The sequence below is a fragment of the Gammaproteobacteria bacterium genome (assembly GCA_011682695.1).
GTDB lineage: Bacteria > Actinomycetota > Acidimicrobiia > Spongiisociales > UBA4744 > BMS3Bbin01.
Genome location: JAACED010000026.1, coordinates 14,689 through 27,092 on the forward strand (window position 1 = coordinate 14,689; position 12,404 = coordinate 27,092).

General features: G+C 62.1%; 12 protein-coding genes. 10 read left to right on the top strand and 2 right to left on the bottom strand.

All coding sequences use genetic code 11. From position 1 onward, the window contains the following. Positions 1-42: 42 nt before the first annotated feature. The 5 genes from GWP04_06845 (at position 43) to GWP04_06865 (ending at position 5,393) form a co-directional block, all read left to right on the top strand. Positions 43-1,113: an ABC transporter permease subunit gene (locus GWP04_06845; protein NIA25271.1), complete on the top strand. Its 1,071-nt coding sequence runs from the start codon at positions 43-45 to the stop codon at positions 1,111-1,113. Continuing rightward, positions 1,113-2,375 carry an ABC transporter permease subunit gene (locus GWP04_06850; GenBank protein NIA25272.1) on the top strand — a complete coding sequence of 421 codons (1,263 nt, stop codon included), beginning with the start codon at positions 1,113-1,115 and terminating at the stop codon, positions 2,373-2,375. The genes GWP04_06845 and GWP04_06850 overlap by 1 nt, the downstream gene beginning before the upstream one ends. Positions 2,376-2,383: 8 nt before the next feature. Further along, positions 2,384-3,370, top strand: coding sequence for an ATP-binding cassette domain-containing protein (locus tag GWP04_06855; protein ID NIA25273.1), 987 nt, complete (start codon positions 2,384-2,386; stop codon positions 3,368-3,370). After that, positions 3,330-4,391 carry an ATP-binding cassette domain-containing protein gene (locus GWP04_06860; GenBank protein NIA25274.1) on the top strand — a complete coding sequence of 354 codons (1,062 nt, stop codon included), beginning with the start codon at positions 3,330-3,332 and terminating at the stop codon, positions 4,389-4,391. The genes GWP04_06855 and GWP04_06860 overlap by 41 nt, the downstream gene beginning before the upstream one ends. Before the next feature lie 132 nt (positions 4,392-4,523). Further along, positions 4,524-5,393: an ROK family protein gene (locus GWP04_06865; protein NIA25275.1), complete on the top strand. Its 870-nt coding sequence runs from the start codon at positions 4,524-4,526 to the stop codon at positions 5,391-5,393. 148 nt (positions 5,394-5,541) lie between these two features. Here GWP04_06865 and GWP04_06870 read toward each other — a convergent pair whose 3' ends face one another. Then, positions 5,542-6,837, bottom strand: coding sequence for an adenylosuccinate lyase (locus GWP04_06870; GenBank protein NIA25276.1), 1,296 nt, complete (start codon positions 6,835-6,837; stop codon positions 5,542-5,544). Between the two features lie 103 nt (positions 6,838-6,940). On the opposite strand from GWP04_06870, the gene GWP04_06875 reads away from it, so the two are divergent. Both GWP04_06875 and GWP04_06880 read left to right on the top strand, forming a co-directional pair. Further along, complete coding sequence (locus GWP04_06875; protein NIA25277.1) at positions 6,941-8,122, top strand: winged helix-turn-helix domain-containing protein; 1,182 nt, start codon at positions 6,941-6,943, stop codon at positions 8,120-8,122. Beyond that, positions 8,047-8,724 (top strand): LysE family transporter, encoded by a 678-nt coding sequence (locus tag GWP04_06880; protein NIA25278.1) that lies wholly within the window; start codon positions 8,047-8,049, stop codon positions 8,722-8,724. The genes GWP04_06875 and GWP04_06880 overlap by 76 nt, the downstream gene beginning before the upstream one ends. Before the next feature lie 295 nt (positions 8,725-9,019). On the opposite strand, the gene GWP04_06885 is transcribed toward GWP04_06880, so the two are convergent. Beyond that, a complete protein-coding gene (locus GWP04_06885; GenBank protein NIA25279.1) occupies positions 9,020-10,294 on the bottom strand; it encodes an adenylosuccinate synthase in 1,275 nt (424 codons plus the stop codon). 103 nt (positions 10,295-10,397) lie between these two features. Here GWP04_06885 and GWP04_06890 point away from each other — a divergent pair, with 103 nt between their 5' ends. Genes GWP04_06890 through GWP04_06900 form a run of 3 tightly spaced genes read left to right on the top strand, consistent with a single transcriptional unit; the run spans position 10,398 to position 12,285 of the window. Further along, positions 10,398-11,009 (top strand): TetR family transcriptional regulator, encoded by a 612-nt coding sequence (locus GWP04_06890; GenBank protein NIA25280.1) that lies wholly within the window; start codon positions 10,398-10,400, stop codon positions 11,007-11,009. 14 nt (positions 11,010-11,023) lie between these two features. Next, a complete protein-coding gene (locus GWP04_06895; protein ID NIA25281.1) occupies positions 11,024-11,911 on the top strand; it encodes a CHAD domain-containing protein in 888 nt (295 codons plus the stop codon). A gap of 17 nt (positions 11,912-11,928) precedes the next feature. Beyond that, positions 11,929-12,285 (top strand): NUDIX domain-containing protein, encoded by a 357-nt coding sequence (locus GWP04_06900; protein NIA25282.1) that lies wholly within the window; start codon positions 11,929-11,931, stop codon positions 12,283-12,285. Positions 12,286-12,404: the final 119 nt, after the last annotated feature.

The following is a 12,404-nucleotide window of genomic DNA, read 5'->3' on the forward strand; positions in this document are numbered from 1 at the left end:
AATCTGACGCTCCTTGTGCATCCGCTAGCGATACTTTTCCTTATGATCGGCGTCCCCGCCGGTATCGCGCTCCTCTACGTTTTCGTGCGGGGCAGCGCCGGGCTGCGCCGGTATGTGATCACGCGCGTGCTGCTGACGATCCCGATGGTCTTCATCCTCGCGTCGCTCGTGTTCCTCGTCTTGCGGGCGATTCCGGGGGATCCGGTGACGTCCAGCCTTGGACCGAAAGGCAGTCCCGAGCTCAAGGAGCGGCTGAGGACGGAGCTCGGTCTGGAAGATCCGATGATCGTGCAATACGGAAGGTTTCTGGGAGAAGTCGTCACGTTCGACTTCGGACGGTCACTCGTCGGGGGCCGACGGCGCATCGTCGACGAAATGGGCGAGCGATTTCCCGCAACCTTGGAGCTGATCGTCCCTGCCGCGTTGATGGCATTGCTCATCGGCATCGTTCCGGGGACCTTCGCGGCGTCACGTCGAAGACGGACGGCCGACTACTCGCTGCGCCTGTACAGCGTCATCGTGTACTCGATGCCGATCTTCTGGCTGGGCCTGCTGCTCCAGTTGCTGTTCGCCGTCCATTTGGGCTGGGTGCCGGTCGCGGGGCGCATCGATGCCGTTGTGGGGACGACTGTCCACCGAACTACCAATATTCTCCTGATCGACACGCTCCTGACGGGGAATTGGGCCGCGTTCCGGAGTGTGGTGCATCACCTCATACTCCCGGTGACCACGCTCGGATTGATCCTTTCCGGGGTCTTCCTTCGGCTCACGCGCATCAACGTCATCGAGACGTTGCAGCAGGACTACATCACCGCAGCCCGTGCTCGAGGCATCAAAGAGCGGGTCGTCGTCTACCGGCACGCGCTGAAGAACGCGATGATCCCGGTGATCACGCTGATCGGACTGCAGGTGGCCATCTTGCTGGCGGGTGCGGTACTGACCGAGACGGTGTTCTCGTGGCCGGGAATGGGGCGGTATCTCGTGGAGAGAATCTCGGTTCGCGACTACACGGCCGTCCAGAGTGTGATCACGATGTTCGCCATCTTCGTCGCGCTCATCAGCCTCGCAGTGGATATCGTCTACTCGCTGCTTGACCCAAGGGTGCGGTACTGATGGCGGACCTGAATGCCCGCGAAGAAGTGCCCCAGTGGGAGCAGGATCTCGCCAAGGTCGGCTGGGTTCGCAGGGCACTCCAGGCGCGTCGCTGGTACAAGGCCGACTGGTGGTTCGTCGCGATCAGCATGGTTCTCGTCGTGTTTTTCCTCATCATGGCGATTGTCCCAGGGCTGTTCGCAGCCCATGATCCTCGGGAGCAAGTTGGGCCCCGGCTCCTTGCACCAGGTGAGGCGCCCGACGTCGAGGCACTCGTCGTGCCTGTGGATTCGGGCATCGACGCGCTCACCGACCTCCTCGGTGTCGGCAGAGTTTCCGTCGGGGTCGTCAAGGGCACACCTTCGAGCCAGACGGTCCGTGATGAAGCCGCCCGACTCACCGACGAGATGAAGGCGCAGGGGAGCGACGAAACGATCCGGCTTCGGGTGAAGCGCTACGAGACCGTGGACGAAACGCTCGCAGCATTAGCCGGCGGCGAGATCGGTTTCGCGGTGCTTTCGTCGAAGGCTGCATCGGCGATCATCGACCAGTATCCGGGACTGGCCATAGACGGACCGGTGGCCGGAGAAGGGATCTCGACAAGTGGCAGCTTCCCTCTTGGCACGAACCAGCTCGGCCAGGACGTTCTCAGCCGGCTCATCTGGGGGACACGGGTTGCCTTTCTGATCGGATTCGCGGCAGCACTCATGTCGCTGGTCATCGGGCTCCCGCTTGGGCTGATCGCGGGGTTTGCGGGCGGATGGTTGGACCGCACGATGAGCGTGATCATGGACAGTCTCTATGCGTTCCCGGGGCTGATCCTCGCCATCGCGATCACGGCGGTGCTCGGTCCTTCGATCATCAACGTAATTGTTGCCATCGGCGTCGTGTACGTTCCGACCTACTACCGGATCGTTCGCGGGCAGACACTGTCGGTGAAAGAAGAGATGTATGTGGAGGCTGCCCGCAGCATCGGCGCCACACGCGGTTCGATCTTGCGCAACTATGTCTTCCCGAACGTCATTCCATCGGTGGCGATCATCTTCTCGGTCAACGTCGCCGACGCCATTCTCACCGGTGCCGGTCTGAGCTTCCTCGGTCTTGGCCTTCCTCCGGACACGCCGGACTGGGGCATCGACCTGGCCCGCGGCCAGGAGAACATCCAAAACGCATGGTGGATGATCACCTTCCCCGGTCTTGCCGTGATGTCCGTGGTACTTGCCTTCACCATGATGGGTGAGGGGCTCATGGAGATCTTCAACCCGAAACTGAGGGATCGATGATGGGAGACATCCTCTACTCGATACGTGATCTCACAGTGGAGTACGCGACCCGCTCCGGTAACGTGCACGCTGTCGACCAGGTCTCGTTTGATATCCGCAGAGGTGAGATCCTCGGTCTCGTCGGAGAGTCCGGCTGTGGCAAGTCCACGTTGGGCAAGGCGATCATGCGGATGATCCGACCTCCGGGTCAGATCGACGGCGGGGAGCTGTGGTTCGACGGCGTTGATCTCATGACGCTGTCCGAAAAGCAGATGCAGTCGGTCCGCGGTGCCGATATCGGCATGGTGTTCCAGGACCCCATGACGTCGCTGAACCCGGTCCAGAGGGTGATCGAGCATCTCACCGAGACCATTCGAACCCATGAGCGGAAGGTCTCAGAGCTTGCAGCGAGAGCGAGAGCCGAGGAACTGGTCGAGAAGCTCGGGATCAGGCGGGAGCGTCTCACCGACTACCCCCACCAGCTCTCAGGAGGAATGCGACAGCGGGTCATGATCTCACTGGCGCTCGCTTTGCGAGCGAAGCTGGTGATCGCCGACGAGCCGACAACCTCTCTCGATGTCATCGTCGAAGCAAAGTTCCTGGACCTGCTGCGGGAGCTTCGAGAGGAGTTTGACCTGACGATCCTGCTGATCACGCACAACATCGGCGTCGTCGCCGAAGTCGCCGACCGTGTGGCCGTCATGTATGCAGGCCGGATGGCGGAGATCGGTGACGTGTACGGGGTGTTCGAGAATCCGAAGCATCCGTACACCGACGGTCTGCTCCAGTCTGTGCCGAACATCAATCTGGCCGAACACGACCTCTACAAGATGGAGGGTTCTCCGCCGAACCTGCTCCATCCCCCGTCAGGGTGCCCGTTCCATCCTCGCTGTCCGAGGGCAATGGATATCTGCGCGGTCGAGGTGCCGATGTTCCACGAGGTGGTCCCGGGACAGGCAACCGCATGCTGGCTCTATGACGAGGCCACCGAAGAACAGGGGGCCGTGCGTGGCTGAGAATCTCGTCGAGGTCGTCGACCTCAAGAAGTGGTTCCCCGTTGCGCAGGGGTTTGTTGCGGGGTTGACCGGTGCTCCCCGTCAGTATGTGCGCGCCGTGGATGGAGTCACGTTCGAGATCCGCAAGGGAGAGGTGTTCGGCCTCGCCGGCGAGTCCGGCTCGGGAAAGTCCACCGTCGGCAGGTTGGTGCTGCGACTGCTCGAGCCGACCGACGGGGAGGTCGTGTTCGATGGCGTCGAGTTGGGGTCACTGTCACGTGAGGAGATGCGGCAGCTTCGGCACCGCATGCAGGTCGTTTTCCAGGATCCGCTGGCGTCATTGAACCCCCGTATGACGATCGGTGAGGCCATCGAGCATCCTGCGAAGATCCATATGCCCCACCTGAGTGTGGAAGAGCGCCACGCGCTCGTCCTTCGGATGCTCGACCAGGTGGGAATGGTTCCCCCTGAGTTCTTCTACTCGAAGTATCCGCACCAGATCAGCGGTGGGCAACGGCAGCGGATCGTGTTCGCGAGGGGAATGATCACAGCACCCGATCTCATCGTGGCCGACGAACCGATCGCGATGGCGGACGTGAGCGTGAGAGCACTGCTGCTCGACCTGATGATGGAGCTGAAAGAGGAGTTCGACCTCACCTACCTGTTCATCAGTCATGACCTCGCCACTGCGAAGTATGTGTGTAACCGAATCGCCATCATGTACCTCGGCAAGATCGTCGAGATCGGTCCGCTCGAAGACGTCTACACGAACGCGCAGCATCCCTACACGCGGGCGCTGCTCGATGCGGTTCCCGTTCCAGACCCGGAGCATCGCCGTACAGAGCCGCTGCCGGCCGGCGAGATCCCCAACCCGATCAACCCGCCTCCCGGCTGCAACTTTCATCCCCGGTGCCCGATCGCGCAGACCGGGATCTGTGACGAGATCGATCCGGTCCTGTTGCCGATCGGCGGTGATCCCGAGCATCTCGTCGCCTGTCATCTTCGTACCGGCGACTACCAGGACCTCGATCCGATGAAGTAGCTCCCGTTCTCGTCAATGCTGGCAGCACTATTTCACGCCAGCATTGAGGAGACTGAAGGTCTGGTCAATGTTGGCGTCGGTATGCGACGCTTGCATTGACGAGAAAGGGTGAATGTGCGAATCGGGATCGACATGGGTGGGACCAAGATCGAGGGAATCGTCCTCGATGACACAGACCGCGAGCTCGTTCGGCGGAGGATCGCGACCCCCGTCGGGGACTACGAGGCGACCGTGAGAGCCGTGGCGAATCTGGTCCGATCGCTCGAAGAAGCAACCGGATCTCGGGGGACCGTGGGGATCGGGCACCCAGGTGCGATCTCGCCCGCCACCGGGCTGGTCAAGAACGCCAACTCCGTCGTACTCAACGGGAGCCCGCTCGACGAAGATCTCTCGACGGCTCTCGGCCGGCCGGTCCGTCTCGCCAACGACGCCGACTGTTTCACCCTGTCCGAGGCGACCGATGGGGCGGCGGCCTCGGCAGACGTGGTGTTCGGGGCGATCCTCGGCACGGGAGTAGGTGGGGGCATCGTGTTCCATGGCGCACTGCTGTCCGGTCCGAACGGTATCGCCGGCGAATGGGGGCACAACTCCCTGCCGTGGCCCCGACCGGATGAAGTGCCCGGCCCCGCCTGCTACTGCGGGCTGCACGGCTGCGTAGAGACGTACCTTTCAGGGCCGGCGATGGAGCGTGACTACTCCGGTGGGCGGGAGCTGTCGAGTCGGGAAATTGTTCAGCGGATCGAGACGGGAGAAGACAGAGCGATCGCGGTGGTGGATCGGTATGTCGACAGGCTTGCGAGAGCGCTCGCCGTTGTGATCAACATTGTCGATCCGACCGTGATCGTGTTGGGTGGAGGCATGTCCAACGTCGATGTTCTGTATGAACGGATTCCACAGATCTGGGACCGGCACGTGTTCAGCGACCGGGTCGATACCCGACTCGTGAAGGCGTTGCACGGCGACTCGAGCGGTGTGCGAGGAGCGGCACGACTCTGGCCGTAGGGAGAGTGCGGTGAAGTGGCGAGGGGCCACTCGGAAGCCTGGAATATGACTTAGCCACAGAGGAGCTCGAGTCCCAACGCCCGGCGACGAGTTCCCGGCGTTCTGATTCACGACGCGTGTGATACGTCGCTCATCTGGATCCAGACCGCTACAGAACCAGCTCAGAGAGACGTTCGAAGACGACACCCGCGTTGCGGAGATGCCGCTCCGGGTCGAAACACGCGGCAATGCCGTCATCGTCGAGCGGCACGTCGGGATTCGCCATGAGGAGATCGCGCAGTTCTCGGCCCTCATCCCAGGCCTGGGCTGCGTCACGCTGAACGATTCGATAGGCCTCGTCGCGGGTGAGGCCGGCGTCGACGAGAGCGAGGAGCACAGACTGACTGAACACGAGACCGTGGGTGGCGTCGAGGTTCGCCTGCATGCGTTCCGGCTTTACGACCAGCCCATCGATGACTCTCGTGAATGTGGCCAACATGTAGTCGAGGGTTGTGCACGCGTCCGGAAGGATCACCCGTTCGGCGGAAGAATGGCTGATGTCTCGTTCGTGCCACAACGAGACGTTCTCGAGGGCAGTTACCGCATAGCCGCGCAACACGCGGGCAAGGCCCACCATGCGTTCGGACAGAATCGGGTTGCGCTTGTGCGGCATCGCCGACGAACCCTTCTGACCGGGCTGGAAGGGCTCTTGGACTTCACCGAGTTCGCTGCGTTGAAGGTGGCGGATCTCGGTGGCGAAGCGTTCGATCGACGATCCGGTAAGTGCAATCGTCTGAATCAGTTCTGCGTGGCGGTCCCGGTGGGTTGTCTGTGAAGACGCCGGTTCGATGCCGAGGCCGAGCCTCTTACACACGTACGCTTCGATGGCGGGTGGCGCCTGGGCGTACGTGCCGACCGCTCCGCTGATCTTGCCGACGGCAACGGACTCACGGGCATGTCGCATTCGGGCATGGTCCCGCTCGAGTTCGAAGGCCCATGTGGCGAGCTTCAAGCCGAATGTCGTGGGCTCGGCCCACATGCCGTGTGTTCGACCCACCATGACCGCGTCGCGATGTTCGAATGCTCGACGCTTGACGACGTCGAAAAGGGCAGCGATCTTCTCGATCAGGAGATCCGCTGCATCGCGCAGCACGGTGGCCTGTGCGGTGTCGAGTACGTCGGACGAGGTGAGGCCGTAATGGATCCACGAACCGGTAGGCCCCGACGACGATATCAGCAGGTCGACGAATGCTGCGACGTCGTGGTGCGTGATCCGCTCTCGTTCCTTCCAGGCTGTGGGATCGACGGCCGGTGCGGAACGGACGATCTGTCCGGCTCCCTCCGGTGCGACACCGACCTGTTCCCATGCCTCGACGACGAGTGCTTCGACTTCCGTCCACATGGAGAGTTTGTGTGACTCAGACCAGAGCTTCGCCATTTCAGGGAGGGAGTACCGGACGATCATGGACATATCTTCGCAGGTCGCCATCCCTTCTGGCGTGAGGAGGTGGGACTTCTTGGCGAACTCATGAGCGGGCCGTCTAGTGTCGTAACGCCGGGAGGGAGCCATCCGAACACTGACCAACGCCCAGGCACGCAGGATTGCACTGCATGCACAAGGTTTCACCGATCCGGCGCCTGCCGGCCGAGTCGACGTGCGGCACTTTCGCAGAGTGGTGCGTCGTGTCGGAGTCGTGCAGTTGGATTCGGTGAACGTGCTTGCGAGGGCTCACTACATACCGTTCTTCTCCCGGCTCGGCTCGTATGACCGGGTCATGCTCGACCGATGGCTGTGGAACAGTGGCGAACTGTTCGAATACTGGGGACACGAAGCCTCCCTTCTCCCCATCGACACCCGGCCGCTGTTCGCACACCGTATGAACGGCGACACCCACTGGGAGTCGATTGAGAGGCTCGGCCGGGAACATCCCGACTTCATCGAGCACATCCTGAACGAAGTCCGGACCAGAGGTCCGCTGACCGTGTCGGACCTCGACGCAGAAGAGCGGAGAGCCGACGCGTGGTGGGGATGGCGAGCAGAGAAACTTGCCCTCGAATGGCTTTTCTCTCGGGGCAGGCTCACCGTTGCCGGGCGGCCCAACTTCGCCCGGTTGTACGACTTGCCCGAGCGAATTCACCCACAAGCGCTTGCCCGTCCGGCGCCGGCGGTGGAGGACGCACGAGAGGAGCTACTTCTGCGCGCTGCCAAAGCTCACGGGATAGGTACCGCAGCCGACCTGACCGACTACTACCGGATGCGGATATCGACGGCAAGGCCTCTTCTCGATGACCTCGTGGGATCCGGCCGGCTGCAGCTCGCAGAGGTGAACGGATGGTCCGGAAAGGCGTATCTGCATCCGGACGCGGTCCTGCCGCGGCGCATCGAAGGTGCCGCACTCGTGGGCCCGTTCGATCCGCTCATCTGGTTCAGGCCCCGTATGGAGCGGCTATTCGGGTTCCGCTACAGGATCGAGATCTACGTGCCTGTGGAGAAACGACAGTTCGGGTACTACGTGCTGCCGTTTCTGCTCGACGGGGAGTTCGTTGGTCGTGTCGATCTCAAGGCCGATCGAAAGAGGAGTGTTCTGATGGTGCAGAGTTCCCATGTGGAGGACGGTCACGATCCCACGAGGATTGCTCGAGCGATGGGTGCGGAGCTCCGGTCGATGGCCCGATGGCTCGGACTGGGAGATCTCGAGATCCACCAGAAGGGGGACTTGTCGAGCCTCCTCCGAAAGCAGGAGCAGTGAGCGCGTTCCTCGAAGGAGTCATCGCGGGATATGGAATTGCGATTCCGGTCGGCCCGATTGCAGTGCTGATCATCGGACTCGGCACTCGCGATGGTTTTCCCCGCGCCTTCTTTGCAGGTCTTGGTGCGGCACTGGCCGATCTCATCTACGCGGGCATTGCTGCAGTCGCCGGAGTTACCGCTGCCGGCTTGCTGATGCCATACGAGAGTCCACTACGGGTCGCCGGAGGACTGGTGCTGCTGGTTGTCGCCGTCGTTGCAGCGATGAAAACGTTCTGGCCGGACACCGAGAGCAAGCGAGCGGAGTCGTCCCATCTACGCGCACTGGCAGGCTTCCTGTCGATCACGTTGATGAACCCCGTCACGCTCACCTACTTCGCCGCCCTGATACTTGGATCTGCCGGAGGTGTGGCCTCGACGGCGACGGGAGCCGTACTGTTCGTCACCGGAGCGTTCCTCGCGTCGCTCTCGTGGCAGACCGCTCTCGCCGTCGGGGGCGCGGCTCTCGGGCATCGTATGTCCGATCGCACTCGCATCGTCACGGGGTTGTTGGGCGCCGTCGTGATCCTGCTGCTGGCGGTCCGAATGCTGCTCGGTGCCTGAGCTTCGCCGTACTCCCTCCCGGCTGTTTCCTCCCCCAGCGAGGGCCCTGACGAGTGTTGGGGGAGGTGCCGCGCCAGCGGCGGAGGGGGTCCTAGGCCAGCAGCAGAAATCCCCCTCCCGGCTTCCCCGTACTCCCCCCCGCCGAGTAATGCATGGCACGCATCTAGGCGGCTATGCATCGCCCCTCGCGGCGTTCTCCGCCTTGACGCACCCGGGAGGGTGCGCCTTCGTTGTGCGGCCTTGCGAGCGACGCGCACAGCCGCCGATCTACGCAACGGCATCACTCAGCAGACTCCTACTCCACAGGGATTACCTGCGTGCGCTCCGGGCCGACCGAGATCCATCGGACGGGAACGTCGGTGTCCTCTTCGATGAACTCGAGATAGGAGCGGGCTTCCTTCGGCAGGTCGTCGAAGCGGCGCACCGTTGAGATGTCGCTGTGCCAGCCCGGCAACTCCGCATAGACGGGAGTGCAGTTGTAGAGCACCCGCTGCTGGCGGGGCAGTTCGGTGTAGCGCTCTCCGAGCGAGCTATAGGCAGTGGCGATCTTGAGCGTGTCGAACTCCGAGAGGATGTCCAGTTTCGTGATGAACAGGTCGGTGAGTGAGTTGACTCTGACCGAATATCGCAGCGCCACGAGATCCAGCCAGCCACACCTGCGTCGTCGCCCGGTCACGGTTCCGTACTCGCCTCCCACCCGGACCATCGTTTCGCCGACCTCGTCATCGAGCTCGGTTGGGAAGGGCCCGGTTCCGACCCGGGAGATATATGCCTTCGCAACGCCGACCACGCGGTCGATAGCTTTCGGCCCGATCCCTGAACCCGTCAGAGCGCCTCCCGCCGACGGATTCGAGGAGGTCACGAACGGATACGTTCCGTGGTCGATGTCGAGAAGCGTGCCCTGGGCACCTTCGAAGAGCACTTTCTTGCCGTCTTGCAGAGCCGACCAGATGAGCAGAGACGTGTCCGTCACGTACGGCCGGAGGCGCTCCGCATACTCGTGGTACTCCTCTGCGATCTGATGCCCGTCGAGGGGGAGTTGGTTATAGACCCGCGTTAGGATCTTGTTCTTCTCTTCCAGCGCAATGTCGAGTTTGTCGCGAAAGATCTTCTCGTCGAAGAGGTCCTGGACTCTGATGCCCTGGCGTGCGTACTTGTCGGTGTAGGCGGGTCCGATGCCCTTCTTGGTCGTACCGATCTTCTGCCGACCGAGATAGCGCTCCTTGACTGCATCCAACTTGCGGTGGTAGGGCATGATGACATGGGCATTCGAGGAGAGACGGAGGAGCGAAGGGTCGACTCCTCGAGACGCCAGCATGTCGATCTCGCCGAGCAGTACACCTGGGTCTATCACACACCCGGAGGCGATGATCGGTGTGCACTCCGGGTTCATGACGCCTGAGGGAACGAGGGAGAGAGCGAAACGCTCCTCGCCTATGACGACGGTGTGGCCGGCGTTGTTTCCTCCCTGATACCGCACGACATAGTCGGCGTCTTCCGAGAAGTAGTCGGTGACTTTTCCCTTGCCTTCGTCGCCCCACTGGGCACCGAGAACGATCGTTGCAGTCATGCGCAGATGGTACATCGAGATCGCCCCCCGGATACTCTCGCCGTTCAGGAACATCCTTTGTAGGCCGATAGGATGGTGTGGATCAGTCGAGGAGGGCTCTGCAATGCCGCGAATCCGGGCCGGCAACATCGCCGAACACAAGGAACTGACGCGAACACAGATTCTTGAGGCTGCACAGATCCTCTTCCACGATCTCGGCTACCAAAACACATCACTCGCCGACATCGCCGCCAAGGTGGGCATTGGGAGGACCACGCTGTACGAGTACTTCACCGACAAGGAGGACCTCGTCGTCTCCTTGGTCGAACTGGAGCTCCCCAAGCTGTTGCACCGTCTCGTCCAGTCGGTGGATGCCACGGCTCCGTATGCCGGTCAGATCGCCGAACTGGCCAGGGGAATGGTCGAGTTTGTCGGGACTGATCCGACGCTTGGACTGATCCTTCACCGGGACATCCCGAAGCTCTCGCGCAAAGCTCAACGTCGAGTACGCGGCGCCCACGCCGAGTTTACCGAGGCATTGGCCCGCATCTACGGAGAAGGAGTCGCGGCAGGTGAGCTTCGAGCCATTCCGATCGATCTGGCCGGGCGTTTCCTGCAGGATCTGATCATGTCTGCTGCAAGGGCGTTGATCGTTCGACCCAATCCGGGCGACCGACTGCAAGAGGTAACGGCATCGATGGAAGAGTTCCTCTTCCATGGCTTGTCCGTCGGGTAGCGAGGTGGGAGGTAATGGACGCCGGCTACACACTTCCGGAGATCCAGGTTCGCGATCTGGAGGATGATCCGTCTGCCGGCGCGCTTGTGACGCGCAGTCTCGCACGTTCCGTTGCACGGCTCTTCACGAATCTGTCAGAAAGCGATCCCAAATCGATCCACCAGGCGCGTGTGGCAACACGGCGTCTTCGTTCCGATCTCCGAACGTTCAGCCCGCTCTTGAAAGGGGGCGCTTCAACGCTGCGACGAGACCTGAAGCCACTCGCAGCGTTGCTCGGAGAAGTCCGCGACCGTGATGTCTTCATGAGTCGGGTCTCCGGCAACGTGGCAGTACTCGATGAAACCGACAAGCCGGTCGTCGAGGCACTACTCGGCGCTTTCGGCCGTCGTCGCGAAAAGAGTCTCGTTCGGCTGCATGTGTATTTGGAGACGTTCGATGAGCTTGCCGTGAGGCTGACCGCGTGGGCGTGCTCGCCGCCTCTGAAGGCTGGTTCCGATCGCCGGGGCAGGAAGGTGCTGCCTCCTCTGGTCCGGAGACGCTGGAAACGTGTCGAATCCGCGGTGAGGGAGCCAGGGCCGAAGGACAGCGCTGCGCTGCATCGAATTCGTGTTCTGACGAAGAGCGTCCGCTATGGAGCCGAGCTCGTGGCACCGGCAGTCGGACGCAAAGCGGATCGATTCGCAGCCGCGGCGGCAGTCGTTCAGGATGTGCTCGGGGATCACCACGATGCCGTTGTCGGGCACCGGATTCTCATCTCCACTGCTCGCCGGCTCGCTCCTCGGCACGCCGCTGCACTGGGACAACTCGCCGGACTGGAACTCGCTCGGCAAAGACAGGCAGAGGCCGATTGGGAGCCGGCATTCGCCGCCCTGAACCGCAAGGAGCTGAGGAAGTGGATGTGATTCGCGCGGCGGGAGGAATGATCCTCGAGAAGCAATCGGTTGTTCTGGTCCACCGTCCGAAGTATGACGACTGGAGCTTTCCGAAGGGCAAGCTCGACGGTTCTGAGAGTTTCCGTGACGCAGCGTTGCGGGAGGTGGAGGAAGAGACAGGCCTGACGTGCAGGCTTGGCCGGTGGCTATCGGACGTCCAGTATGTCGACGCCGGTGGCCGCCAGAAAGTGGTTCGCTACTGGCTCATGGAGGTGGTCGGGGGTGACGTGGCCGCTCACGAGCCCAATGCCGAGATCGACGCAGTTGAATGGGTTCCCATCGAGGGAGCGGCTGAGCGACTGACGCACGATCTCGACCGAAAGCTCCTGGCGATGGTCAAGTAGCCGGTTTTCAGTTATCGGTGGTTGACGTCGTGTGCTCTTGTTGGGAACGCTCTGACGACTGACGACTGACGACTGACGACTGACGACTGACGACTGACGACTGACGACTGACGACTGAC

Excerpts from the sequence above, each read along its gene's own strand:
- GWP04_06880 (NIA25278.1), top strand. The coding sequence starts at position 8,047 with ATGGCTCGGACTGGGAGATCTCGAGATCCACCAGAAGGGGGACTTGTC.
- GWP04_06865 (NIA25275.1), top strand. The coding sequence starts at position 4,524 with ATGGGTGGGACCAAGATCGAGGGAATCGTCCTCGATGACACAGACCGC.
- GWP04_06895 (NIA25281.1), top strand. The coding sequence starts at position 11,024 with ATGGACGCCGGCTACACACTTCCGGAGATCCAGGTTCGCGATCTGGAG.
- GWP04_06860 (NIA25274.1), top strand. The coding sequence starts at position 3,330 with ATGACGAGGCCACCGAAGAACAGGGGGCCGTGCGTGGCTGAGAATCTC.
- GWP04_06845 (NIA25271.1), top strand. The coding sequence starts at position 43 with ATGATCGGCGTCCCCGCCGGTATCGCGCTCCTCTACGTTTTCGTGCGG.
- GWP04_06850 (NIA25272.1), top strand. The coding sequence starts at position 1,113 with ATGGCGGACCTGAATGCCCGCGAAGAAGTGCCCCAGTGGGAGCAGGAT.
- GWP04_06870 (NIA25276.1), bottom strand. The coding sequence starts at position 6,837 with ATGATCGTCCGGTACTCCCTCCCTGAAATGGCGAAGCTCTGGTCTGAG.
- GWP04_06885 (NIA25279.1), bottom strand. The coding sequence starts at position 10,294 with ATGACTGCAACGATCGTTCTCGGTGCCCAGTGGGGCGACGAAGGCAAG.
- GWP04_06900 (NIA25282.1), top strand. The coding sequence starts at position 11,929 with ATGATCCTCGAGAAGCAATCGGTTGTTCTGGTCCACCGTCCGAAGTAT.
- GWP04_06890 (NIA25280.1), top strand. The coding sequence starts at position 10,398 with ATGCCGCGAATCCGGGCCGGCAACATCGCCGAACACAAGGAACTGACG.